The organism is Providencia sp. PROV268 (genome assembly GCF_028477805.1).
Classification (GTDB): domain Bacteria; phylum Pseudomonadota; class Gammaproteobacteria; order Enterobacterales; family Enterobacteriaceae; genus Providencia; species Providencia stuartii.
Genome location: NZ_JAMPLW010000020.1, coordinates 16,774 through 40,356, shown reverse-complemented (window position 1 = coordinate 40,356; position 23,583 = coordinate 16,774). Strand labels below are relative to the sequence as shown.

The window sequence follows — 23,583 nt, the reverse complement described above, 5'->3', positions numbered from 1 at the left end:
TGTGATGCACTATGCGCCCGCTGTGATTAGTAATTCAGCAATTTCGTGATAGCCTTTTTCGCGTGCTAGTTCTAAGGGTGTTTTACCGTATTTATCCGTCATATGTGGGTTGGCGCCGTGGTCGAGTAACAGCTTGACGATCTGTTGCTGCTTTTCGCCGCCATCATTTAATACGATGGCTTCAAGCAGTGGCGTCCAACCGACAAAGTTGGTGTGATTCACATTGATATCTGTTTTTTCGAGCAATTCACGGACGATTTCAACATGGCCTTTTTCGCTGGCGGGGGTGATCCCTACACCACCAAAGCGAGTTAATAAATCAAGATTGGGCTTAGCGGGAAGGACGATACGTAATAGGGTTAAGTCATTATTCAAGCAACTTAACAAAAAGGGGTTGAAGCAAGTTTGGTCTTGCTTATTAATATCCGCACCGGCATTAATGAGGAAAGTGACGCATTCGTAATGTTTATTTAAACTTGCATTTACGATAGCTGTCCGGCCTTGGCGGCTGGTAGTATTGATGTCCACTCCTTTGTCGAGGCAGTGCTTCAATAACGCTAGGTTGCCTTGTTCTGCTGCGGATAAAAACTCTTGCTCTAATGTCATGGTTTTCCCCTTATTTGGTTATCTGCATTTCATTGACGACAACCAAAATAGATAAAGACAATTTTAAATGTAATACCCAATCCGCATTATGTATGAGAAGAATGGGTATTTTTATGATGGATTAAGCATAGCAAGCTGTTGAAATAAATAGAATCCATTTAAAATTCATTCATCAATAGCAGCCTTGATTATTGAATTAAAATCAACAATTTCGTTTTTTTGTGCGCGAAAGCATAATTTTTCATCAATTCCTAGGCTTTTTTGCGTAATAAATGACCGAAACAATCCAATTTCACTGGTCAATCAGATAGGCAATAAAGGATTTAGTCAGTTTTGTGATAAGCATCAAACTAAAGGTTTTGCAACTGTTAAAAATGTGAATTAATTGATCGAGATCAGCGAGATTGTTAAGGGGATGCTCTAGTATTTATTTCAATGTTATTAATTATTTTGATTATAAATTAATGGGCTTTCTTTGCAGTTAATTCATCTAAAAAAGATAGTCCTGATAAATGGCTCAGTATGATAAAAGATTTCTTTTAAACGTAATAAAATGGTTGATAAACAACCAATATCTATAGGTTATTAAATATAATTCACATATATTCTTCTTACTTTAAGCGACAGGGTTGTTGGCGGTATTCACGGATCTGAGTCTCGCAGTGATCGATGTTGCTAGTGACCCCGCTATGTTCTGCCTTTCTGTAGCTCGAATTATTTTGATTATAAATTTTTTAATTTCTTTCTATCCAATTTCGGGTCACCAGTATGAATTCAATATTTACCGAAGAAAATTTACTGACATATACAACGGCTGCAAAATATGCCAGTTTTAGTAAGGCGGCAGAAGAGTTGGGGATCACCACGTCTGCGGTTAGTTACACCATTAAACGTATCGAAACTTATTTAGACGTGGTGCTATTTATTCGTGATACACGGAATATTGAATTAACAGAAGCGGGTTACTACTTTTACCGCAAAGCCACGGATTTATTAAATAACTTTCATCTGATCAAAAAGAGTATTTACTCTATTGAGCAGGGGATTGAGGCTCGGGTGCGTATTTGTATTAATCAGTTGCTATATACGCCTTATCACACTGCAAAGTTACTGCAAATCCTTAAAAAACAATTTCCGACTTGCCAAATAACAGTGACCACTGAGGTGTATAACGGGGTATGGGATGCCATCATCAATAATCTCTCTGATATTGCGATTGGTGCACCAGGCACTTTGATGGATGGCGGAGGCATTGATTATACGGAAATCGGGGCAATTCATTGGCAATTTGCCATTTCAGCAACGCATCCATTAGCGTTGATGCCTGAGCCTATCGCCGAAAGCCAATTGCGCTTATATCCTAATATCATGGTAGAAGATACAGCACATACCATTAATAAGCGGGTTGGTTGGCTATTGCATGGGCAAGAAGCGATACAAGTTCCTGACTTCAATACCAAATGCCAATGTCAGATTTTAGGTGAGGGGATTGGTTTTTTGCCGGATTATATGGTGAAAGAGCATGTTAAGAATGGCCTGTTGGTCATAAAACAGATCCAAAACCCACGGCAAGACTCGCACATGTTATTAGCAACTCAGCATTCTGCGACGGGCCTCGTGACACAGTGGATCCGTAGGGAATTCACCGCAAATGGGATTCTAACGAAACTCTATAGTGATTTGTTAAAACCCATTAATTAGCCCGTCACATTTTACGTGTTTATTGAACGGTGACATCCAGAGCTTTATTGATAGCGTCAGGGATCACGCTGCCATGGCTTTGATTGGGGTAAAGTGTAAATTCACAATGGCATCCATGGTCGCTGAGCATGGTGCATAATTGGCGTGAGGTTATCCAACTTGAGCGTGATTGATAATGCTTAATCTGCTCCTCGCTGAGACGCGATAAATCAGGCTTTTCTTCTAACTCTCCTAAGGTGATAAATAAAGGTGACGCATTTTGTTGTTGCGTTAACTGAGCCTTATCTATCATTGTGCCTTTTCCCCACCATAAAGAAGGGCTAGCAGAAACAAAAGATTGAAATGCCGTAGGATGCTTTTGATAAGCCATCAACGTAAATAGCCCACCAAATGAATGCCCAAACAGGGTCTGTTTTTGTTTATCAATAGCAAATTGCTGCTCCACCCAAGGGCGAATTTGGCTTGTCAGAAATTGAGATAGTTCCTCTGATCCACCACCTTGTGCGAAATCATCACCAGCAACGCGGGGCGTATAATCGTAGGTACGCAATTGCTTAGGAAAGGCTTCATGGATTGGATAACCGACCCCAATAATAATAGGCAGTTTATCTTTGGGGAGTTTTTGGATGGCGCGATTGACGACAAGCGGGAATATCCCATTGCCATCAAGCATATACAGCACAGGTCTTGGTGACTGCATCCCATGAGGCACAGCACTAAAAATTCGATAGGTACGGCTTCCCTTTGAGCTATGGGGATTTTCCATATCATGATGCTGAACATCATAAAATTGGCTGACTTGCTTATCCAATGCCGGAGGGGTTTGCGATGGGCGAGCATAGGCGGTCGTCAAAGCCATTGAAAAGAGTAAACTGGAGATAATAAGTTTATTTATCATTTGGTTATTATGTTTTTTAGTTGTTGACGGTGTCTATGGGGAGGCCTAGCGCCAGCATAGGCAAACAGCGAATATTGGCCGATGACGCCAAATATTCGCTGCCGATGGCTAAGATAACTTAGAAGCTAACATTGACGTTAGCCCAATAGCGGCGTCCGTCTTCAACATCCCAGTTGCCGCCTTTGGTATCAATTTTGGGGCCTTTTTCATTCGCAATATTCAATACTGCCAAATTGAGTTTGGTATTTTTCAGTAGCTGATACGTCATCCCAACATCCATGGTGGTGTAGCCGCTACGGTAGCGTGGTGCGGTATAACCGTTACGCTGAGCGGCCCACACCTGTTTGCCTTCATAATGGGCGCGGGTATAGAGGTTCAAGTCTTCGCTATATTGCCAGTCGAGTTTAGCGTTAGCGGTGTGTTTCGGCGTCTTATCTAGAGGGTAACCTTTCAATGACATGTTATTACTCAACTTTTCATCATCGCTTCGACGTTCAGAATCGACATATGTGTAGTTCATGCTCAGTTTCCAATCTTCTGCAAGAGGGATACCTGTTGCGACTTCAACACCCTTAATATTCGCTTTACCCACGTTATCAAAGGTATAGAGTTTTAGGCCTGTGATAGGGTCTGGCTCACCCGTATAATAGCTGGTGAGTTTATTTTTAAAATCAGTATTAAATAGCGTCAGGCTCGCATTAAAGCCTGATTCGTGGTCATAGGCGATACTGATTTCTTCACTTAGGCTTTTTTCTGGTTTCAGATCACGGTTACCATAGATAATGCCTTCACCCTTTTCGGTTGACGTACCATAGCTTGGGCTGACTTCACGTAAAGTTGGGGCGCGGAAGGCTTGTGATACACCACCTTTGATGGTGATTTCATCGGTTAAGTAATAGATGGCATAACCACGAGGATTCCAGTGGTTACCATAAAATTCGTGGTGATCTAAACGCAAACCACCAGTCAGTATCAAATTATCTGTTGCTGTAAATTCATCTTCTAAGAAGAAAGCATATTGTTCAGCGCGGAGTGTTGTGTCTTCAGTGGTCTTTTTCCCTGTCGCAGAAGTATCTTTTAACCTAGCGTGTTGGAATTGACCACCTACTGTCAGAATATTATCGGGTAAGAACGCTACAACCTTACCATCAACGACAGTATTGGTAATTTCGGGTACGCGTGCCTCATAAACAAAGTGGTAATCGCCAGCGCTGTCTTTAACTTCTGATTTGGTATTTCGTTTCGTTTGCTCTTGGTACACGCTCAATTCGGTGTTGAACAGATCCCAATCCCCTTTATAGGTAAGAGCGAAATGGTTTCTATCATTGTGTATCTCAGTTTTGGTATTTTTCTGTTTTGATTCGCCACGCATCGTATATTCAGCGAACGATTTACCCGGCGTTGAGGTGCGCTCTTGCGTTGTTCTACCCGCTTCAAGTAAAAAGGTTTGATTTTCGAGTGGGGTAAAAGTCAGTTTTGCTGTCAGGCTACGATTATCGCGTTTGTTATGGCCCTCAGTAATTTTATCTTCTTGGCGGTAATCGCCACCACCATACAGTTGTAGCCCTAATTTATCGTTGATCAATGGACCGGAGAGGTAGAAATTACCATCAGTAGAATCACCACTATCACGGTTTTCTTGTAAAATACCACCCAATGCTACATTGCCATGCCACTCATTGGTCACCTTTTTCGTGATGATATTGATAACCCCACCCATTGCATCTGAACCATACAAGGAAGACATGGGGCCGCGGATCACTTCGATGCGTTCAATCGCTTCAACGGGAGGCATAAAGCCCGCTTCAAATCCACCACTACCATTTGGGCGAGATTCACGGCTATTTTGGCGGCGACCATCGACCAATATTAAGGTGTATTCGCCGGGTAGGCCGCGAATATTAATATCTTGTTTATTGGCACTACCAACAATACTCACGCCTTCGACATCTTTTACGGCATCAGCTAAGTCGCGAACGGGTTTATTTTGTAGCTGCTCTTTAGAGATAACCGTAATACTCGCGGGGGCATCGCGTAACTGTTGTGAATATCCCGATGCAGTCACAATCATTTTGTCTGGATCTTCTTGGGCGAAGGCAGGAAGAGATGAAATGGCAGCGATAACAGCCGCTGCGAGTTGTGTGTAGTGGCGTTGAATAGACATGGTAACCCTTAAAACAAAATACAAATGTAAATGAGAGTAATAATCATATTGAATACAAATAGTATCACCGAAATAGATGAAAAATAAATAAGTGATTTGCTAATTAAATGATAAAAATGAGCGGTTAACAGGGATGAAGTAAAATGATCAACAAGCTGCAACTTCTACGCTATTTAGACGTTACAATTGAGAAATAGAATATAGCCATAAAATAAATCTGGTTAAGGCGGGTTATATTAGAAAAATAATATTTATCAAATAGTTCATTAATAAAGTGTCAACTTGATTACAAAATAGAAATTTCAAAATTAACTTAATTGACATTGTTAATTCGCTCACCTAATGTCAGCAAATAAAAGCTATTCTGTGAATATGGGCATCCTCCAATTATGTCAGTATCAGCATCACACTCATCAATGCCATTATTTCGAATCTCTGCTGCCATGTTTTTTTCGTATATGACCGTTGGATTGCCATTAACGGTAATACCCCTATTTGTCCATCAAGAATTAGGCTTTAGCGATGTATGGGTCGGGGTGGTTGTTGGTATTCAGTTTCTGGCGACGGTGTTGACTCGAGGCTATGCAGGCCGCTTAGCTGACCAAAAAGGCGCTAAAAGAACCACGTTGCAAGGGATGTGTGCCTGTGGAATATCAGGGGGCTTCTGTTTGATCGCGGTATTATTACCTCTCGCACCTTTGTACCAAATTCTATTATTGATGGTAGGACGTTTGGTTCTTGGTTTAGGGGAAAGCCAGCTGTTAACAGGTAATTTGACATGGGGTATGCGGCTGGTTGGGGCGACACAAGCGGGTAAAGTCATGTCATGGAATGGTATGGCGATTTATGGGTCGCTAGCGGTTGGCGCGCCACTCGGGCTTGTTATCTACCAACATTACGGTTTTGTCGCGGTGAGTGCGATGGTTATGTTGTTGCCCTGCATCTCTTTGCTGATTAATGGCACAGTACCTGCGGTGGCGCCTTTACATGGCAAATGGCTTCCTTTCTGGTCAGTGATCCGCAAAATTTGGAAAATGGGTATCATATTGGCGCTAAAAGGTATCGGTTTTGCGGCAATTGGTACCTTTATTTCCCTGTATTTTGTTTCTGAACAGTGGGGAAACGCTGGACTTGCCCTCAGTGCTTTCGGCTGTACTTTTGTATTAGTGCGGGTGCTGTGGGGCGGGCTGCCAGATAAAATGAATGGTTATCGCGTCGCAGTAGTCTCTCTTGCCGTAGAGTTTGTAGGGTTGCTCATATTATGGGCGGCACCAGTGTATGGGGTTGCACTCTTAGGTGCAGCCTTGACGGGGGCGGGGTGTTCATTAGTTTACCCTGCCGTGGGAACGGAAGTGGTTAAAACTGTGGCGCCTCAAATGCGTGGAACCGCATTAGGTGGTTATTCCGCTTTCCAAGATATCGCCTATGGTATTACTGGGCCGTTAGCGGGTATGGCGGTGGTTTATTTGGGATATCGAGGGATCTATTTTATTGCGGCACTCTGTGTACTATTTGCGTTGATAATGACGCTATCGGCAATTCGTCATACTCAAAAAGTGACGTGAGTATCTCGATAAGTTGCGTAGCCATAAGCTACGCAACGATATTAGTTGGCTTATTTTTTAGCGTTTTTTACTTGTTCAACAAAGTTAGCCTTCGTGTCTTTTTTACAGGCATCAATCACAACCGGTGTGAGTGTTTGGATACCATCAACATCTAAAACTGCATCTTCAACTTTATCTTTTTTAGTTAATAGCTCACCAAAGCCGACAGCCGTTGGGTAAAAATTATCATCGATAGCTAAAAACTCTTCACACGTCCACTCTGCTAAAGGCTTAGTATCGTTTTTTTTATCTTCAGCCATTGCTGAAAGGCTCGTTAATGAAGCTGCAATAATGCCGACAATAAAATATTTTTTCATAATTTCACCTTAATATTTAACGATCATTGGATGAGTTTTTCATAAAAGGTTCTAATATGGATATAGAAAAATATCCCTATTTCTTAATCATCATAGATGATGAAAAATAAAAAACAAAGAGCGCAAATCGATAGTATTTATATGATTATTTAAATACCATCGGTATTGATTCAATATTGGAAAATAAAACGCAAACTCATCATTTAATGACAATAAAAATTAAATACCAATTAAGTTTTATTTAATTAAAGGCGTTTTTACTTTTATTAAAACTATTTATAGGTATACTTTTTTTATCAACAAAAAATAAAATTCAACCTTGTTATCGATTATTGACTAATACCTATTTCGTTGCAGTTATTTCAACACCAGAAGGAAGAAAGTTGTTCGCTTAGGTCGCGTTATCATTTATCGACTTAAGCTCGGGGGTTTCCTGTAATACAACACCCATTGCCAACGTTGGCAAAGCGGAGAAAACTTTCTATGTCTTTAACGAGTAAAACATCTTGTGTTATTACAATTTCGGATGTTCCCACAACAAAGCGAATTTTAGTCATTGATGTTGGTGGTACTCATGTCAAGCTATATACCGCCCCCAACACCCCTGCCATTGAATTCGTTTCTGGGCACACCATGACACCAGAACAATTTATTCATGATGTGAATCAATGCGTTGATACCTCTCTGTTCGATGGCGTCAGTATTGGCTTTCCATCTCCTATCTCTGGAAATCGCATCCTTAAGGAACCCGTTAATTTAGCCAGTGGTTGGGTCAACTTTGATTTAGCCGATGCGTTCCCTTGCCCTATTCGCCTAATTAATGATGCCGCAATGCAAGCCGTCGGTAGCTATGAAGGTGGCAGTATGTTGTTTTTAGGGCTTGGAACTGGATTGGGAAGCGCATTGATTGTTAATCAGCAGCTACAGCCAATGGAAGTCGCGCACCTGCCATACCTTGAACACGACTATGAATACTATGTCAGTGAACATTATCGTGAATCCGAAGGTGATGCCGTGTGGCGGCAGAGTGTACTGACGGTAGTAGACCTCTTTTATCAAGCATTTATGCCGGACTACATTGTTATCGGTGGCGGGAATGTGCATCAGTTTACGACGTTACCGGAACATGTACGGCGTGGAGATAATGACAAAGCTTTTCTTGGTGGAATCAGAATTTGGGGAAATAACTTATGAATCAATCATCTAACAATCAACTTCAACTCGGTTTTATAGGGCTAGGCAGAATGGGTGCAGCAATGGTTCGTCGCATCCAACAAGCAGGCATATCGTGCGTTGTTTATGACCAAAATTCGGCTATCCGCCAGCAGCTACCTGACAGTGTTATCTTCAACCATTCATTGGAAGAATTAGTGAAGAACATGAAAGCACCACGGCATATTTGGTTAATGTTGCCCGCAGCGGTCGTAGATACCGTGATTGCCCAGCTCAAACCCTTATTGGAGAAGGGTGACACGCTGATCGATGGCGGTAACTCCCACTTTACAGAAGATATTCGCCGCGCCAATGCACTGAAAGCCGATGGAATTAACTATATGGATGTGGGAGTCAGCGGTGGCGTATGGGGTGAAGAGCGTGGTTATTGTCAGATGATTGGTGGTCCAAAAGAGCATTACCAATATTTAGAACCTGTTTTTCGTGCATTAGCACCCGGAGTCGATGCAGCGCCACGTACGGAAGGTAACCATGGTGAACCTTCACCAGCAGAGCAAGGATATCTGCACTGTGGGCCAAGTGGAGCAGGCCATTTTGTGAAGATGGTCCATAATGGCATCGAATACGGCTTAATGGCGGCTTATGCGGAAGGGCTGAATATTCTAAAACATGCGGATCAAGGGTTGCACCCAGTGGCAGCAGATGCAGAAACCGCACCACTTGAACATCCAGAGTATTATCAATATCAATTGCCTGTTGGTGAGATCAGTGAATTATGGCGTCGTGGGAGTGTGGTGGGATCGTGGTTACTCGATCTGATCGCACAAGAGATGCATCAATCCCCTGATCTGGAAAATTATGCTGGTCGTGTTTCAGATTCTGGGGAAGGCCGCTGGACCTCGACGGCGGCGATTGACCTCGGCGTGCCGGCACCAGTATTAACGAGTGCACTTTACTCACGTTTCACCTCTCGTGGCAATGACCTGTTTGCAGACCGAGTTCAGTCTGCCATGCGCCATGCTTTTGGTGGCCATAAAGAAAAAACTGAGGATCAAGGAGGGGCGAAATGAGTCGTTTCTCTTTGGTGATCTTGGGGGCAAGCGGTGATTTAACTAAACGTCTATTGATGCCTTCTCTATTTCGTTTACATCGATTAGGACTGATCCCTGATTTGAACATTATCGGGTATTCGATTGATAAATGGGATCATGACTCGTTTTTGCAACATATCCATGATGCATTGGCGGAGTTTATTACTGATTTTAATGAAACAGAATGGAAAGCGTTTAGCGAACATTTGGATTTCGTCAGTGGCTCATTAGAAGCGAATGATTTGAAGGCGTTGGAAAGTAAACTAACGCCATCTGCACTCTTTTATTTAGCCTTACCACCGACCTTATTTGGGCAAGCGGCTCAGGCGATAGGCGAAGCGGGGCTATCTAAAGAAAGTGGTGATAATTGGCGACGTATTTTAATTGAAAAACCGTTTGGTACTGATCTTGAATCGGCAGAGGTATTGCGCGGGCAAGTACATGCTTATTGGGATGAATCACAAGTTTACCGTATTGATCATTTCTTAGGAAAAGAGGCAACACAAAACTTGATGATTTTCCGTTTTGCTAACCGCGTCCTCGCCCCGGTTTGGAATGCTGAGCATATTGAGCAGGTGCAAATTACTTATGCAGAAACATTAGGTGTAGAAAACCGAGCTGTCTATTACGACCACTCTGGTGCGATGCGTGACATGCTGCAAAACCATCTTATGCAATTGCTGACATTAACGGCAATTGAGCCATTAGGGCGCTGGGATGGTGAGATTCTACGTGATCATAAAGTGGAAGTGTTGAAATCCATTCGACCAACAGATGATATGGATGCCAATGACTGGGCCGTTCGTGGGCAGTATTGTGCAGGGCAAGTGAATGGCGAAACTGCGACGGATTACTGCAACGAGCCAGGTATCCCTGTCGATACCAACACAGAAACGTTTGCCGCATTGCGAATAGAGATAGATAACTGGCGCTGGAAAGGTGTGCCTTTCTATTTACGAAGTGGTAAACGGTTAGCCAATAATTACGCTGAAATCGCTGTGCAATTTAAAGCTCCGGCCGGTGCATTACCGGGGGATATTCAGGTCGATAATAATTGGCTCGTCTTTAGATTATCCCCAACGATGGGGATGGATATGCATATGACGGCGAAGTTGCCAGGGATGAATTTAAATACGCATGGCATCGTGCTCAGCGCGCCTTATACCTTACCGGGGCAGTATGAAGTTTCGGCTTACGAGCAACTTTTAATTGATGCACTGCATGGTGAGCGTGCGCATTTCCTCCGCTTTGATGAAGTCGAATGGGCATGGCGGGTCATCGACCCTGCGCTAAAAGCGTGGCAGAAGGGAATGCCTGACCTGTATAAGGCGGGAACGGAAGGGCCAGATACGCAATCTCGGATCATGCGCCCCGGTCATCAATGGCGTTCACTGTTTGAACAGGAGGGTCGCGAATGATAGCACAGCAAGCCCCGGGCGCCCCGGGAAGCACTGCGACGTGGACAAGTAGTGCAAAAGACATGGTGGGAACGGCAATCGGTCAAGGACGAGTATGGTTTACCGTAGGTTATGGCATCTTAAATGAGGTGTATTGGCCTTCTTGCAGTACGCCACAAATTCGTGATTTAGGTTTTATTATTGCTGGGGATGACTTTTGGTCAGAGGTAAAGCGTGTCCACCAATACAGTATCACTACGCCGTCATCCTCCTTACCACTGCCAAAAATCGTGCATCAACATGAGCGTTATCGCCTTGAATTAGAAATTATCACTGATCCTGCGCGCGATGTCTTGCTGATCCATTATCATCTTGAAGGTGAAGGGCTGCGATTATATCCGCTATTAGCACCACATCTCGGCGGCGATGGTGACAATAATTATGGTTCGGTGACGCCTCAAGGGCTAGCGGCTCAGAAGAACGGGCAATATCTGATCTTGTCTGCTGAAAATGGCTTTGCAAGAGGCAGTGTGGGGTATGTTGGTAGCTCAGATGGTTGGCAGGATTTTAGTCAAAACGGTGGTATGAGTTGGGAATACCAGCAGGCTGGGCCAGGTAATATCGCGATGATAGGCGAGTTAAATCATAACTCAGGCGTATTGGCGTTAGCATTTTCTGCCAGTGCGCAAGGTGCTGCAACCTTAGCTAATAGCGCCCTAGCAGAGGGCTACCAAGAAGCAAGGCGCCAGTATGCTTATTTGTGGGCGGCATGGAATGAAACGGTGAATTTCCCTGGGTTAGATAAGCTGCCTAAAACGTTATCGGATGCTGTTCGCACTTCGGTTGTGGTCTTGAAAACCCATGAGGGTAGAACATTCCCCGGCTCGCTGGTGGCAAGTTTAAGTACGCCATGGGGAGATACTCATAAGGATCCGGGAGGATATCACCTTGTTTGGCCTCGTGACTCCGTTGAAGTCGGTTTTGCCATGTTGGCGTGTGGTTTGATCACTGAGGTTCGAGCTTTACTGGCTTACTTGATTGCTATTCAACAGCCAGATGGTCATTGGATGCAAAACAATTTCACCGATGGTCGGCCTTATTGGCAGGGGATCCAATTAGATGAAGTGGCATTGCCTGTTTTATTTGCAGCGAAATTGCATGAACAGGGCTTACTGGGGGAAATGCAAGGTGCGGCAATCCGCATGGCGCGCAAAGCGTTAGCCTTTATTGCGCAATATGGCCCAGCCAGCCCACAAGACCGCTGGGAGGAGAATTCAGGGATCAACCCATTTACGCTGTCGGTTTCGATAGCAGCATTGGTGGCTGGCGCCAAAGCGGGCTTCCTTGAGGATGGAGATAAGCAGTATGCGCTTGACTTAGCGGATGATTGGAATGAGCGGTTAGAATCATGGGTGTATGTGGCTAACACGGAGTTAGATAAAGAGCTTGGTATCTCTGGGCATTACATCCGCTTGAATCCAAATTGCCATTCTGCACGTTTTGGTGAGGTGATGTTGCGCAACCGGAACAATGAAACCATCAATACGCGTGCGTTATTGGGGATGGAATATCTCTATCTTGTTCGCTTAGGTTTACGTAAGGCATCAGATAAGCGGATTGAAGAGACGACTAAACTTGTTGATGAGCAACTGTGTGTCAATTTACCCGCGGGGCCATATTATTATCGTTATAACGAGGATGGATATGGCGAGCATGAGGATGGGCGTGCTTTTGATGGTAGTGGTGTAGGTCGTCTTTGGCCGTTACTCAGTGGGGAGCGAGGGCACTATGCCGCCGCCCGTAAAGAGGATATTAAGCCTTATTTAAATGCCATTTTGGCTTCAGCAAGTACAGGTGGTATGTTGCCGGAGCAAATTTGGGATAAGGAGAGTATACCTGAGAGGGGGCTATTAACGGGTAGGCCAAGCGGTAGTGCGATGCCACTGATTTGGGCTCATGCGGAGCTTATCAAGTTAATCTATGTGCAAAAGACGGGTGTGCCTATTGAGCAACTAAAATCGGTGAGTGAGCGTTATGGCAATAAACCTCCAGCACCACGCGCACGACATTGGCGTGATAATTTATCTTGTGGTGCGATACCCGCCAATCGCCAGTTATGGATTGAAGCACAAGAGCCATTTGTTTTGCATTATGGTTATGACAATTGGCAGGATATCAAGGAGCAGAGTAGCCAACCTCTCGGTTTAGGGTTATATGGTGTTGCGTTAGATGTCAGCGCATTGGCAGGAAAAACACTACAATTTACGCGTAGGTTTGATGCTAAGGGCTGGGAAGGACGTGACTGGCAAGTTGAGATAGAGGTGTAGTACTACTCCATTAATTAAACTAAATATCAATCGAGCACTTTATGGTGCTCGTTTTTTTGAATATAAAATCGTACTGCACCTAAAATATAGGTCAGCGTTACCTTCTCAAAGGGCAAATTAAAAAACTATTGTTTATAGGTAATAGTGACTAATTTATGGAATAATTATATATATAAATTATTTATTCTAGGTTTTAATAGGCTGTTAATAAGAACGACAAGAAAATTATCTAATCAACACTATTTATACTTATAAACACTTCACTCTTGACTAAGCCTAATCACTTATCACGTTATAAAATTTAGCTGTTGAGATTATACTCTAACTGCGGTTAATTATTTTTTTTATTATTTTGGTTAAATATTTTGTTAACCTTATAAAAAATTTTGTTTTATATTGTAGAAATTAATCAGACCAACTATAAACAGGGTTAACTATTTATCGCTGTTTATTTCTGAGATTAGTCTTATTTATTATTAATAATATGGTTCTTAATTGGATTTTTCTTATTTTTAATTTTTTTATCGTTTTGTTTAAAATAAGTTTAATCTAGATTATTATTTTGTTTTTATGAGCAAATTATATTTACTCAGCATATTTGAATGTTGAGAATAAGTTAATGCTGGATATCGCTACTTTTATTGTTTTATTATTAAATACGTACCTCCACATTAATTGCTTGTTAAATAATGATTTTTTCCTTGTTAACTCGTAAAAAGTTATAATGTTTTACTATTATATAGTCATTAACCAATGTTCTAAAAAAAATTAATTTTTTATTAAATTACGCCTGTTTTATCTTTTTTTAACGTTAAGGAGAGTTAGTTAATTAATTGACTTTTATGCTTTTTTTGCTGCTCTGTAACATATGATTGCAAAAAACATTTTCCTTAAGGTAAGTTTTGCTATTGACCATAAACAAAATTTATATATTATATCCCGATAAAAGCCAAAATAATCAGTATAAATAATTATACACCTATATTTTTGACCACCGGGACAAGTTAACTCTCTTAATGGGTATTCTGTACTCGTTAGGACTTCTATGCTCTGAATTTATTATTCATTATAATTTTGAGCAATTTTTAATCATGTAAGCAGGTTTAAGATTTTAAGCTAATAAGGGAGCTTAACTTATAATGAGTAAAAAAGATCTCGGTAGTGTTGCACCAAAAGAAAGGATTAATATCAAATATACACCTAATGATGGTGGAGCTAAATCTGAAATAGAATTGCCGCTTAATATGCTAATCGTGGGAGACATGATTGGTCGAACGGAGGAAACTCCGATTGAAGAGCGTAAAGCTATTTCCATTAACCAGAATAACTTTAATTCAGTCATGGAAAGTGCTGGAATAAGCTTAAATATCAATGTGGAAAATACACTTGATGAGAAAAGTGATTCTGATCTTAATGTGAATTTAGATATTAAATCCCTTCAAGATTTTTCTCCCGACAATGTTGCTCGCCAAGTTCCAGAATTGAAAAAATTACTTGAACTTAGAGAGGCATTAGTCGCTTTGAAAGGTCCTCTTGGCAATATTCCTGCTTTTAGAAAACGTCTGCAAGAGCTTCTAGATAATGAAGAGACTCGCGAACAGTTGCTGAAAGAACTTGATATTGCTAGCCAAAAATAATGTTTATAGAGGATTATTTCATGTCATTAAATAGCGAAACGCAGGAACAACAAGTTTCCTCATCCAATGTTTCATTGTTAGATGAGATTATGGCTCAATCTCGTATGTCTCCTGAGTCAGAAGCTTATGGTATTGCCAAACAAGGTGTTGCTGCATTTATTAGCAATCTTTTTGCTAGCCAAAATGAAGAAGAGCAAATCAATAAGCTATTGATTGATAAAATGCTTGTTGAGTTAGATAACAAGCTGAGTACACAAGTTGACCAAATTCTTCATGCACCAAAGTTCCAAGAGCTTGAGTCTTCATGGCGTTCACTGAAACTGTTAGTTGACCGCACCGATTTTAGAGAAAACATCAAAATTAATATTCTTCATGCAACGAAAGAAGAGTTATTGGAAGATTTTGAATTCTCTCCTGAAATCGTACAATCAGGCTTCTATCAGCACGTTTACTCATCCGGTTATGGCCAGTTTGGTGGTGAGCCAGTAGCCGCTGTAGTCGGTAACTATGCTTTCAATAACACCACGCCTGATTTGAAATTAATGCAGTATGTGAGTGCTGTAGGCGCTATGGCGCATGCACCATTCCTTTCTTCCGTTTCACCTAATTTCTTTGGTATTAACAGCTATGCGGAATTACCTGCGATCAAAGATATTAAGTCTGTCTTTGAAGGCCCTGCACATACTAAGTGGCGTTCATTGCGTGAAGCAGAAGATTCCCGTTATCTTGGTTTAACAGCACCTCGCTTCTTGCTGCGTCTGCCATATTCACCAACAGAAAACCCGGTTAAGTTGTTTAACTATACTGAAAATGTTAAGCAGGATCATGACCATTACCTTTGGGGAAATACGGCATTTTTATTAGCAAGCTGTATCAATGACAGTTTTGCTAAGTACCGTTGGTGCCCAAATATTATTGGCCCACAAAGTGGTGGTACAGTTAGCGATCTTCCTGTACACGTGTTTGAAGCAATGGGCGAATTACAAGCTAAAATTCCAACTGAGGTTTTAGTTACTGATCGCCGTGAATTTGAATTGGCAGAAGAAGGCTTTATTACATTGACGATGCGTAAAGGCAGCGACAATGCCGCGTTTTTCTCTGCGAACTCAGTTCAGAAACCTAAAACTTTCCCAAATACTCATGAAGGTAAAATTGCCGAAACCAATTATAAATTGGGAACTCAGCTTCCTTACATGTTCATTATCAACCGCTTAGCACACTACATTAAAGTGCTACAGCGTGAACAAATCGGTTCATGGAAAGAACGTCAAGATTTGGAACGTGAACTGAACATTTGGTTGAAGCAATACATTGCTGATCAGGAAAACCCACCGGCTGATGTACGTAGCAAACGTCCATTACGTTCAGCACAGATCCAAGTTCTCGATGTCGAAGGGGATCCAGGTTGGTATCAAGTTGCGATTCAAGTCCGCCCTCATTTCAAATACATGGGTGCTAACTTTGAATTGTCACTTGTTGGTCGCCTAGACAAAGAGTAAGGCAATGGCTGCTAACTATAACTGGGATTCTTCAGAGACTGCCAGCTTATTTGAACGCATCCAAGGGAAGAGCTCCGGCTCTTCCCATCATGCTCGAATGGATGCCTTAGTGAGATCAATTAAGAACAATTTAAATCAAATCCTAAACAGTCGACCAGATGCTTGTCAAAGTTCGGCTAGCCTAGGAGTACCTGATTTAAATGATGCAACACAAGCAGCAACAGATTTTAGGCGGAGCCTAGAACATTCTATTACAACCTGCATTCAAGACTTCGAACCTCGGATCAGTAATGTCCGAGTGACATTTATCGAAAATGATGCAGATGCCTTGTTGCTCCAGTTCAGCATCACCGCTTTTATCGATCTCGACAGCCAGCGGCAGCTCATTGAATTTAATATGCAGCTCGATAACAACCGGCGATATCAGTTGAAACAATTCTAATATGTCTTCAAACCCGTATTTTGCGAATGAACAAGAGTACTTAAAAGAGCTTGCCAGTCATATAGCGATAGAAAAGCCTCATCTTGTTGATTTATTATCCAATAAGATTCAGGATCCTGATGGTGCACGCTTGATGGATGGGTTAGCCTATCTTTCAGGAAATCTTCGTGAACAGCTTGATAGGCAATTCTCTGAATTAACGAGCAGCCTAGTCAATATGCTGTGGCCTGCTTATGCTCGTCCTTTTCCCAGCATGACTATTGTTGAGTATCAAACAGATGCTCAGACACTCAGCTATGCAAGCAAAATAGCCGCGGGCCAACCTTTTGTAGCTAAGCCCTTGTATGTTCAAGGCGAAACCCCAAATGCAGATAGCCTGCACCAATGCCGATTTAGCCAATGCAGAGACCTTTGGTTATTACCTGCAAAAATTTCACATGTACGCCAACGAACCAAGTCCATTGAGATTGACTTCAAACTCGATAAACCCCGCGTATTAGCAGAAATTGGCTTAGATAAGTTGCGTATCCATTTGAATGGTGCAACCTATACGACACATCAATTATTTTATTTGTTGAGCCATCGCATTAAGCAAGTGACGCTTGTCACCGAACATCATCGGTTGCCTTTAGATAATTTTGCAGCATTGCCAGTGGGTTTCAAAAAAGAAGATGCTTTATTGCCGTACCCAAAAAATAGCTACGATGGGTATCGTATCTTGCAAGAGTACTTCTGTTTTCCTGAAGCCTTTATGTTTATGGATATTAAAGGCCTTGAAGACCTACCTTTAGCACTGAATACAGATTCCTTCACATTAGAGATTGTGTTTGAAACGGAGATCCCTGACGCGGTGGTGATCCGAGATGACAGCATCAAACTGAATTGTGTACCTATTGCCAATTTGTTCACTATTGACAGTGAAGCTATTGACCTTACAGGTAAAAATGATGACTACATCTTGAGCGCCAGTTATCGAACACCACTTTGTTATGACATTTTTTCGATTAACCAAGTACAAGGGTTAAGGTATCCACAAAATGCCTCTCCTTATGCCGTCAATTACACCGCATTTGAAAGCTTTCATCACCAAAGCCATAACCTGAAAGATAAAAATCATGGCTATTACAGGCTAAAAATCAATCAGATGAGAGAGGCGGTAGGCTATCGGCATACGCTCTCCTTTGTGCGTGACAATGAAACGAAACTACAAAACTGTGAAGAAACCGTTTCTGTATCATTAAATTGCACAAATAGGAATGTTGCTTCAAGGCTTTCAACCCATTCGATTTCACTTGATAAAGCCTATCGGCCGGAAGGTGCTTTATCTGCCACAAACTTGTTTAAGCCAACAGCGCCATTATACCCATTGTTGGGTCAAACATTGTATTGGTCTGAATTAACGAATCTTTCGTTAAATTATCAATCACTTTTGAATCTAACCTCGTTGAAGCAGATTCTTCAACTCTATGATTTACCGTCTGTTTTTAATCGTCAAACAGCAAGGCAATCTCAGCAGTGCTTAGATTCTCTCATTAGCTTAAACACAGAGCATATTGAGCATCTTTATCGTGGGTTACCAGTAAGAGGATTAAAAACGACATTAACGGTTCGTCAAAGTGCTTTTTTAAGTGAGGGTAGCTTGTACTTGTTTTGTACAGTTATTGCTCAATTTTTTGCTTTGTATACCAGCGTGAATATGTTTCATGAGCTGGAAGTAATCAATATTGATAATAAGGAAACCTACCGGTGGCCAGCACAAATCAATCAGCAAATACTGAAGTGATAGCGCGCTGGCTAGATGAAGCTGGCAATTCTGTTACTGAATATAGTTTTTATCAACTTGTTGAACTACTTAATAAGTTACAAGGTAAAAGCACAACCACGCAGGAAACAACGGATGAAATAATTCGTTTTAAGTCCTGTGCAAATATTGCTTTTCCTACGAGAGATGTCATCTCGGTCAAAAAGAATCAAAACGGGAAGTTTGAGCTTGAAGTCTCCTTCTTGGGGTTACACGGTAGTCAGTCTCCGTTACCGAGCTATTATCTGGATGATTTTGCTTGGGAAGATGCCCAACAACAACCTAGCGTGACAGATTATTTGAACCTTTTTAATCACCGTTTAGTCACGCTTTTACATCGTATTTGGCGTAAATACCGTTACTACATTTGCTTTGAAAATGAGGGAGTTGATTCATTTTCTCGCTATATGTTTTCGTTGGTTGGCTTAGGGAATGAAGTCAACAGAGAAAGAGTTCATATCAATCACAGTAAGATGTTGGCCTACGCTGGGCTTTTAGCGAGTCCAAGCCGTTCTCCCGATGTTATCAGTAGTTTAATTGCCCACTGTTTCGATCTCGAACACGTTGAAGTTATCGGTTGGGAAACTCGTAAAGTACCTATTCCTGAAAATCAACAAAATCGGTTAGGTGTGATTTCTCATCAGGCTGGGAAGAAATCGCAGCCCCGTATGTTATTGGGCGATAACTTTAGTTTGGGCGGGCATATCTATGATTGTAATGGCAAATGTACCGTCGAAATCAGTGAATTATCACTCGAGCGTTATATGTCCTTTCTGCCTAATGGAGCTAATTTTTTACCTCTTGTCGCTTTTGTCTCTTACATCTTCCATGAGCAGTTGGCATGGGACTTACGGCTCAATATTGCTGAAAAACAAGCTGAAGGGATCCGTTTAGGCCAGAAACAACACAATCAATTAGGGTGGCAAAGCTTTTTAGGTAAACCTGAGAAACAACCTAATGTCACCATTACTGTACTGGAATAAATCGCATGGATAAGTATTTACCGACAATTTCATTTCGCCTGATTAATAGTGAATTACTCGAAAGCGGTTATGTTTCGAGTATGACATTTTCACAAGATGGCGGGCAAATAGGCAGTAGCGCACAGTGCCAGTGGCAGATTCAAGATAACCAAAATTCCGTGGCACCAGTGCAATGCACTATTCTTTGGAAGGATAAGCACTTTTGCATTAAGACCAATACAGAATCAGTTTATGTCAATAATGCGATTGTACCTCTTCATCTTGATGCGGTACGGCTTGCTCATGGTGACCAGATCAAAATTGGTCAGCTTAAATTGTCTGTTAATGTGAATCTTACTGGACAACCAGCAGAAGACTTAATGGCTGTCACCCCTCAATCACTGGTTTCTAGCGATAGTAATCCATTAGATTCTCTATTTAATACCACACCGACTCAATCTTATGAGCAAGAGGAGTATGAGCTTGCTCCGACCGTTCAAGGGTCCCTAACGTATGATCCGCTTCAAGCCTTAGAAAATGAGAGTCTTAGCTTAATTTCTCAGAAAAATAAGCAAGCTTCAGACCCATTATTAATGAATGAAGCACACTTAACGCACTCAGTCACCTCCCCATTTTCAGATAATCAAGGGAATACCATGGTTCAGGAATTTATGGATTTACCAAAAATCACACCAACACTTGATGACACTATCACAGACATTGAGCATGTGGCTGTAAACCCTTTAATGCAAGGGCTTGGTATTCATTTAAATTTACAAACTTCACAACAAGCGAACGATTTTCTAGTGGAGCTAGGGAAGACTATTCGCTCCGCCATCGAAGGTTTATTGGCATTACAGCAACAGCAAGAAAGCCTGCAAGATAAGCAACTTAGACCAATTGAAGATAACCCATTGCGTTTAAACAGCAGTTATGAAGAAACAATGAAGTTGATGTTTACGGACGAACGTAGTCCCGTTCATTTATCAGCCCCTTCAGCGGTAGCAGAAAGTTTGCATAACATTCAGTTGCATTATCGAGCAAACCAAGAAGCTATTTCGACGGCACTTTCAACGATGTTGGCTGCTTTCTCTCCTGAACACCTTTTAAATCGTTTCGCGCACTATCGCCGTGCTTCAGATAACTCTTCGACAAACGATGCTTGGGCATGGGAAATGTACACCAACTACTATAAAGAGCTGTCATCTTCTCGCCAGCAAGGTTTTGAAAAGTTGTTCTATGAAGTCTATACCCATGCCTATGACAGAGCCTTAAGAAAAGGGCTTGAGGAAGCATAATATGCGTGCGAAAACCTTACTAGGATACCTATTTTTACTCTTTTCAATGATGGCGCTTAGTGGATGTACTAAGCCATTGGAAGCTGTATCCAAAATAGGTCAAGTCATATTAGACCCTTCGATTCCTATCGGGCCGCCACAAGATAGGCCATCAACGATATCGTTGACTATCTTGGCTGAGCCCAACATCAACCCAAATCAGGATGGTGAAGCAACGCCACTGAATCTACAGATTGTCTACATGAATGAAGATTCATTGTTTGCTGCGCTCGATTTTGACCAGATTGAAGAGAAAGATGGGGATCTCGAAAAGGTACTGAAAAAAAACTATATCGACCATCAGGACTACACCATTTTACCTGGGCAATACAAGCCGCTACCTGACATTGAGCTATATCCAGACAATCGTTATATCGGGGTCATTGGTTACTACTCAGACCCTGATAACGCGGAATGGAAAAAAATTGTTAAGGCACGTGGAAAAGGACGCCATTACTTCCTCCTAGCTCATATCAGAGGAAATGAAATCGAATTTAGACAAGAGGAAGATGACTAATATGTCGACAAAAAATAGAGTGATTTGGCGTGAAGGTTTATTTATTAAGCCTCAGCATTTTCAGCAGCAACAGCGTCATCAAGACTATATTACTGAAAGCATACTGAAGAGCTATATTTCTCATTTTTGGGGGCTCAGTTCGTTAATTCTGAGTGATGAATTGTATAGCTTAGGTCGTATTGGTATCAAGGAAGCTTCAGGTGTGATGCCTGACGGCACGATCTTTTCTATGCCTCATCAAGATATTCTTCCTCAACCTATTGATATTAAAAATATTAGTGATGGTGATAACAATATCGTTTACCTTGCATTTCCCTTAGTGAATAGCACGGTCAATGAAGTGTCGACTGAACATAGTGGTAACCGCTTGTTATCACGTTATAGCGACAGTATGGAAGATGTTCGCGACCTGCATACGGAAGGTGGGGATGTCAGTACGATCAATGTGGCCAAATTAAGACCGATTCTGAAGCAAGGCTCCAAAGAGATGGATGCTTATGTCACTTTGCCTATTTGTAAAATTAGGGAACGTGGTGCTGATGGCAGCTTAACACTTGAGAATGACTTTATTCCGACATGTTTGAATGTGCGTATCTCACCAATGCTAAATGAGTTCCTGAATGAAATTCATGGTGCTTTATATGAGCGTGGTAAACAAATTGCGTTACGTATTGGCTCCCCAGGGCAACAAGGTGTCGCGGATGTAGCAGAATTTATGATGTTGCAGGTATTAAATCGTACCTATCCATTGTATTCGCATTATGCGCAAGAGCCGGTTATTCATCCGGAAAAACTGTTTAGAGATTTGCTCGAATTGTGTGGTGAATTACAAACGTTCACTAATACCTCTCGTTTACCTGATTCTGTGGCTAAATATAAACATTTCAATTTATCTGAAAGCTATATCCCACTCATCAAAGATATTAGGGAAGCACTGAGTGTGGTGTTAACACCTCGCGCAATTCCAATTCCATTAGATACGCAAGAGCACGGTATTCGTGTTGCGACGATCCATGATAAGCAGTTACTGCAAAAAGCAGAATTTATTATTGCGGTCAAAGCGAATATGCCACAAGAACAGTTACGTCAACTGTTCCCACAACAATCGAAGATCTCTTCAGTGAGCAATATTCGTAAAGTGGTCAGCGTGCAGATCCCAGGTGTGAAATTGATTCCATTATCAACGGCACCACGTCAATTACCTTATCACTCTGGTTATAACTACTTCGAATTAGATAGAAGTGGCGATGTTTGGCAGGAAATTAAGCAGCACTCCAATATGGCATTCCACGTTTCTGGCAATTTCCCTGAGCTTGATATTCAACTTTGGGCGGTAAGAGGCGGAATAGACAATGACTAATGCAGCTTTCCTTAATGACTATGCCGAACAGGGCAACTTGCAAAAAAATTATCAGTTGCCTTTGCGGGGGAATAGCATCAATCCAATGATTGATGCTGCGACGCCATTGCTTGGGATGGTTCTCAGAATGAAAGCGATGTCAGAAACCCCTCTTTCGGAAAAGTTATATCAGCAGGTGGTGACCGATATCACCTCAATAGAGCAACAACTACAAACCCAAGGTTATGAACCTGGGGCTATTGTTTCATTTCGCTATGTTCTATGCACCTTTATTGATGAAACAGCATTGGGATTAGGTTGGAACCAAGACAACGGCTGGGTTAAACAGTCGTTATTAGTACACTTCCATAATGAATCTTGGGGTGGTGAAAAGGTTTTTGTATTAATTGAGCGGTTACTCGGTGAGCCTAAACGCTATCTCGATTTGCTGGAATTTATCTATTTGTGTTTGTGCCTTGGCTATCGTGGTCGCTACAAAGTGACAACAGGGCATAGTGATGAATTTAACCATTTACTCAGACGGTTACAGAAACAGATTCAGCAACTTAGAGGCGAAGCAAAACCCGTTATCCTTTTTGATGAAGGGGGTAATAAACACCATCGCTACCGTTTAGGCCGGCGCTTTGGTGTTCGCTACGTCATTCTTGGCGCCGTTATCTTAGCGGCAATTATTTACAGCATTTATTCATCCCGACTGAATCATCAAACACTCAGTATCGTGGAACAGCTTAATACTTTACTCGGCTAGGA

19 protein-coding genes are annotated in these 23,583 nt (G+C 41.8%); 15 read left to right on the top strand and 4 right to left on the bottom strand.

Annotation, left to right across the window (positions count from 1 at the left end; genetic code table 11):
* Positions 1-9 precede the first annotated feature (9 nt).
* The gene (locus tag PR699_RS15145; protein WP_014657071.1) at positions 10-606 is read right to left on the bottom strand and encodes an ankyrin repeat domain-containing protein; all 597 of its coding nucleotides are present in this window, start codon (positions 604-606) and stop codon (positions 10-12) included.
* A 768-nt stretch (positions 607-1,374) separates the two neighbouring features.
* Here PR699_RS15145 and PR699_RS15140 point away from each other — a divergent pair.
* Positions 1,375-2,307 (top strand): LysR substrate-binding domain-containing protein, encoded by a 933-nt coding sequence (locus tag PR699_RS15140; protein ID WP_004926286.1) that lies wholly within the window; start codon positions 1,375-1,377, stop codon positions 2,305-2,307.
* A 19-nt stretch (positions 2,308-2,326) separates the two neighbouring features.
* Here PR699_RS15140 and PR699_RS15135 read toward each other — a convergent pair whose 3' ends face one another.
* Both PR699_RS15135 and PR699_RS15130 read right to left on the bottom strand, forming a co-directional pair.
* On the bottom strand, positions 2,327-3,205 hold the full coding sequence (locus PR699_RS15135; RefSeq protein WP_014657070.1) for an alpha/beta hydrolase: 879 nt from the start codon (positions 3,203-3,205) through the stop codon (positions 2,327-2,329).
* Between the two features lie 118 nt (positions 3,206-3,323).
* Positions 3,324-5,369 (bottom strand): TonB-dependent receptor, encoded by a 2,046-nt coding sequence (locus PR699_RS15130; RefSeq protein ID WP_004926288.1) that lies wholly within the window; start codon positions 5,367-5,369, stop codon positions 3,324-3,326.
* A 389-nt stretch (positions 5,370-5,758) separates the two neighbouring features.
* On the opposite strand from PR699_RS15130, the gene PR699_RS15125 reads away from it, so the two are divergent.
* Positions 5,759-6,934 carry an MFS transporter gene (locus PR699_RS15125; RefSeq protein WP_014657069.1) on the top strand — a complete coding sequence of 392 codons (1,176 nt, stop codon included), beginning with the start codon at positions 5,759-5,761 and terminating at the stop codon, positions 6,932-6,934.
* A 50-nt stretch (positions 6,935-6,984) separates the two neighbouring features.
* Here the strand turns inward: PR699_RS15125 and hdeA are convergent, their stop codons facing one another.
* Positions 6,985-7,290, bottom strand: a complete 306-nt coding sequence (gene hdeA, locus PR699_RS15120) for an acid-activated periplasmic chaperone HdeA (protein WP_004926290.1) — start codon at positions 7,288-7,290, stop codon at positions 6,985-6,987.
* 483 nt (positions 7,291-7,773) lie between these two features.
* Between hdeA and PR699_RS15115 the strand changes: the two genes are divergently transcribed.
* From PR699_RS15115 to icmH, 13 genes are all read left to right on the top strand, one after another.
* Positions 7,774-8,484 carry an ROK family protein gene (locus PR699_RS15115; RefSeq protein WP_004926291.1) on the top strand — a complete coding sequence of 237 codons (711 nt, stop codon included), beginning with the start codon at positions 7,774-7,776 and terminating at the stop codon, positions 8,482-8,484.
* A complete protein-coding gene (gene gnd / locus PR699_RS15110) occupies positions 8,481-9,533 on the top strand; it encodes a phosphogluconate dehydrogenase (NAD(+)-dependent, decarboxylating) (RefSeq protein ID WP_004926293.1) in 1,053 nt (350 codons plus the stop codon). Before PR699_RS15115 ends, gnd begins: the two co-directional genes overlap by 4 nt.
* A complete protein-coding gene (zwf, locus tag PR699_RS15105; RefSeq protein ID WP_004926295.1) occupies positions 9,530-10,972 on the top strand; it encodes a glucose-6-phosphate dehydrogenase in 1,443 nt (480 codons plus the stop codon). Before gnd ends, zwf begins: the two co-directional genes overlap by 4 nt.
* Positions 10,969-13,278: a glycoside hydrolase family 15 protein gene (locus PR699_RS15100; RefSeq protein ID WP_014657068.1), complete on the top strand. Its 2,310-nt coding sequence runs from the start codon at positions 10,969-10,971 to the stop codon at positions 13,276-13,278. Before zwf ends, PR699_RS15100 begins: the two co-directional genes overlap by 4 nt.
* A 1,139-nt stretch (positions 13,279-14,417) precedes the next feature.
* On the top strand, positions 14,418-14,915 hold the full coding sequence (gene tssB, locus PR699_RS15095; RefSeq protein WP_004926301.1) for a type VI secretion system contractile sheath small subunit: 498 nt from the start codon (positions 14,418-14,420) through the stop codon (positions 14,913-14,915).
* 20 nt (positions 14,916-14,935) lie between these two features.
* Positions 14,936-16,414 carry a type VI secretion system contractile sheath large subunit gene (tssC, locus tag PR699_RS15090; protein ID WP_014657067.1) on the top strand — a complete coding sequence of 493 codons (1,479 nt, stop codon included), beginning with the start codon at positions 14,936-14,938 and terminating at the stop codon, positions 16,412-16,414.
* A gap of 4 nt (positions 16,415-16,418) precedes the next feature.
* Positions 16,419-16,856, top strand: coding sequence for a type VI secretion system baseplate subunit TssE (gene tssE / locus PR699_RS15085; RefSeq protein WP_004926302.1), 438 nt, complete (start codon positions 16,419-16,421; stop codon positions 16,854-16,856).
* Between the two features lies 1 nt (position 16,857).
* Positions 16,858-18,639 carry a type VI secretion system baseplate subunit TssF gene (gene tssF / locus PR699_RS15080; RefSeq protein WP_004926305.1) on the top strand — a complete coding sequence of 594 codons (1,782 nt, stop codon included), beginning with the start codon at positions 16,858-16,860 and terminating at the stop codon, positions 18,637-18,639.
* Positions 18,603-19,640 carry a type VI secretion system baseplate subunit TssG gene (tssG, locus tag PR699_RS15075; protein ID WP_014657066.1) on the top strand — a complete coding sequence of 346 codons (1,038 nt, stop codon included), beginning with the start codon at positions 18,603-18,605 and terminating at the stop codon, positions 19,638-19,640. Before tssF ends, tssG begins: the two co-directional genes overlap by 37 nt.
* 5 nt (positions 19,641-19,645) lie before the next feature.
* The gene (gene tagH, locus PR699_RS15070; protein WP_014657065.1) at positions 19,646-20,917 is read left to right on the top strand and encodes a type VI secretion system-associated FHA domain protein TagH; all 1,272 of its coding nucleotides are present in this window, start codon (positions 19,646-19,648) and stop codon (positions 20,915-20,917) included.
* A gap of 1 nt (position 20,918) precedes the next feature.
* Positions 20,919-21,473, top strand: coding sequence for a type VI secretion system lipoprotein TssJ (gene tssJ, locus PR699_RS15065; protein WP_004926310.1), 555 nt, complete (start codon positions 20,919-20,921; stop codon positions 21,471-21,473).
* 1 nt (position 21,474) lies between these two features.
* Complete coding sequence (gene tssK, locus PR699_RS15060) at positions 21,475-22,833, top strand: type VI secretion system baseplate subunit TssK (protein ID WP_036942310.1); 1,359 nt, start codon at positions 21,475-21,477, stop codon at positions 22,831-22,833.
* Positions 22,826-23,581 carry a type IVB secretion system protein IcmH/DotU gene (gene icmH, locus PR699_RS15055; protein ID WP_004926314.1) on the top strand — a complete coding sequence of 252 codons (756 nt, stop codon included), beginning with the start codon at positions 22,826-22,828 and terminating at the stop codon, positions 23,579-23,581. The genes tssK and icmH overlap by 8 nt, the downstream gene beginning before the upstream one ends.
* Positions 23,582-23,583 lie beyond the last annotated feature (2 nt).

What these genes read in the sequence shown, in the direction of transcription:
- PR699_RS15145 (WP_014657071.1), bottom strand. Translation starts at nt 606, where the DNA reads ATGACATTAGAGCAAGAGTTTTTATCCGCAGCAGAACAAGGCAACCTA.
- PR699_RS15140 (WP_004926286.1), top strand. Translation starts at nt 1,375, where the DNA reads ATGAATTCAATATTTACCGAAGAAAATTTACTGACATATACAACGGCT.
- PR699_RS15135 (WP_014657070.1), bottom strand. Translation starts at nt 3,205, where the DNA reads ATGATAAATAAACTTATTATCTCCAGTTTACTCTTTTCAATGGCTTTG.
- PR699_RS15130 (WP_004926288.1), bottom strand. Translation starts at nt 5,369, where the DNA reads ATGTCTATTCAACGCCACTACACACAACTCGCAGCGGCTGTTATCGCT.
- PR699_RS15125 (WP_014657069.1), top strand. Translation starts at nt 5,759, where the DNA reads ATGTCAGTATCAGCATCACACTCATCAATGCCATTATTTCGAATCTCT.
- hdeA (WP_004926290.1), bottom strand. Translation starts at nt 7,290, where the DNA reads ATGAAAAAATATTTTATTGTCGGCATTATTGCAGCTTCATTAACGAGC.
- PR699_RS15115 (WP_004926291.1), top strand. Translation starts at nt 7,774, where the DNA reads ATGTCTTTAACGAGTAAAACATCTTGTGTTATTACAATTTCGGATGTT.
- gnd (WP_004926293.1), top strand. Translation starts at nt 8,481, where the DNA reads ATGAATCAATCATCTAACAATCAACTTCAACTCGGTTTTATAGGGCTA.
- zwf (WP_004926295.1), top strand. Translation starts at nt 9,530, where the DNA reads ATGAGTCGTTTCTCTTTGGTGATCTTGGGGGCAAGCGGTGATTTAACT.
- PR699_RS15100 (WP_014657068.1), top strand. Translation starts at nt 10,969, where the DNA reads ATGATAGCACAGCAAGCCCCGGGCGCCCCGGGAAGCACTGCGACGTGG.
- tssB (WP_004926301.1), top strand. Translation starts at nt 14,418, where the DNA reads ATGAGTAAAAAAGATCTCGGTAGTGTTGCACCAAAAGAAAGGATTAAT.
- tssC (WP_014657067.1), top strand. Translation starts at nt 14,936, where the DNA reads ATGTCATTAAATAGCGAAACGCAGGAACAACAAGTTTCCTCATCCAAT.
- tssE (WP_004926302.1), top strand. Translation starts at nt 16,419, where the DNA reads ATGGCTGCTAACTATAACTGGGATTCTTCAGAGACTGCCAGCTTATTT.
- tssF (WP_004926305.1), top strand. Translation starts at nt 16,858, where the DNA reads ATGTCTTCAAACCCGTATTTTGCGAATGAACAAGAGTACTTAAAAGAG.
- tagH (WP_014657065.1), top strand. Translation starts at nt 19,646, where the DNA reads ATGGATAAGTATTTACCGACAATTTCATTTCGCCTGATTAATAGTGAA.
- tssJ (WP_004926310.1), top strand. Translation starts at nt 20,919, where the DNA reads ATGCGTGCGAAAACCTTACTAGGATACCTATTTTTACTCTTTTCAATG.
- tssK (WP_036942310.1), top strand. Translation starts at nt 21,475, where the DNA reads ATGTCGACAAAAAATAGAGTGATTTGGCGTGAAGGTTTATTTATTAAG.
- icmH (WP_004926314.1), top strand. Translation starts at nt 22,826, where the DNA reads ATGACTAATGCAGCTTTCCTTAATGACTATGCCGAACAGGGCAACTTG.